The 1,252-nt window shown below is 62.1% G+C and carries 2 protein-coding genes; both read right to left on the reverse strand.

Annotated elements, in window-relative coordinates:
* Positions 1–678: FAD-binding oxidoreductase (locus tag EN984_RS35120; RefSeq protein ID WP_164748061.1), on the reverse strand; the 678-nt coding region annotated here is incomplete at its 3' end.
* Positions 675–1,160 carry a DUF559 domain-containing protein gene (locus tag EN984_RS35125; RefSeq protein WP_127271897.1) on the reverse strand — a complete coding sequence of 162 codons (486 nt, stop codon included), beginning with the start codon at positions 1,158–1,160 and terminating at the stop codon, positions 675–677. The genes EN984_RS35120 and EN984_RS35125, both read right to left, overlap by 4 nt.
* Positions 1,161–1,252: the final 92 nt, after the last annotated feature.

Genomic DNA, 1,252 nt, shown 5'->3' on the forward strand with positions numbered 1-1,252 from the left:
CATGTGCTCCATGGCCAGCACCGGCAGTTCGACGCCGACCATGCGGCCGATCTCGCGCGCCCACAGGCCGCCGCAATTGACGACATGCTCGGCCTTCACCGTGCCCTGTTCGGTGACGACGTTCCAGGTGCCGTCGACCTCCTGTGTCAGTTCCACAACGCGATTGCGCAGCACGATCTCGGCGCCGAGTTTTTTCGCCGCCTTGGAATAGGCGATGGTGGTGCCCGACGGATCGAGATGGCCTTCGACCGGGTCCCACATGGCGCCGACGAAGTTGGTCTCGTCCATCAGCGGGAACATCGCCTTGGCTTCGGAAGGGGTGATCAGCTCTGTGTCCATGCCGAGATAGCGGCCCTTGGCGTGGGCCAGCCGCAGGAAGTCCATGCGCTCGGGCGTGTCGGCCATCATCACGCCGCCGGTCAGGTGCAGGGAGCAGGACTGGCCGGATATTTCCTCGATCTCCTTGTAGAGCTGCACCGTATAGGCCTGCAGCTTGGCGACGTTGGGGTCGCCGTTCAGCGTGTGGAAGCCGCCCGCGGCGTGCCAGGACGAGCCGGAGGTGAGCTCCGAGCGCTCGATCAGCATGATGTCGGTCCAGCCGGCCTTGGCCAGGTGGTAGAGAACCGAGCAGCCGACGACGCCGCCGCCGATAACAACCGCTTTTACGTGAGATTTCATCTAGATAGGTCCGTTTTTGAAGAGATTGAATCGGGTGAGTGAGGCGTGAAGACAAAGCGGAGGTCGGGTGCCGTGATGTTCTCGGCTAGCCTGCCATCGAGCGCGGCGAGGATGGTTTCACAAACCGAAGTACGATGCTTCAAGACTTCATGGCTCCAAACACGCAGGATCGAATAGCCCTGGGCATGCATGAAATCGTCGCGGCGGCGGTCATAGGAACAGTCGGCGTGTTGATGTCCGTCGACTTCCACGACGAGCCATTTTTCGCGGCAAGCGAAGTCTGCGTAGTATGGTCCGATAGAGAACTGTCGCGTGAACTTGTAGCCGCCAAGTTTGCGGGCTTTTAACTCAAGCCAAAGCAGCGCTTCGGCCTGGTTGTCACCTTGCCTGAGTTTTCGGGCTCGCTGGGTGATGCCCGTTTTGCGGCGGCTGCGTGTTGCGGGGCGGGCTTCCCCCACTCCGTCTCGGCTTCGCCGAGCCACCTCTCCCCCCTCCGGAGGGAGAGGAAGGGAGCCAGCCTGCATAAGTTCGCGCCTTTCCTCTCCCCCGTCGACGGGGGAGAGGTGTCGAGCAC

The organism is Mesorhizobium sp. M7A.F.Ca.CA.004.12.1.1 (assembly GCF_003997835.1).
Taxonomy (GTDB): Bacteria; Pseudomonadota; Alphaproteobacteria; order Rhizobiales; family Rhizobiaceae; genus Mesorhizobium.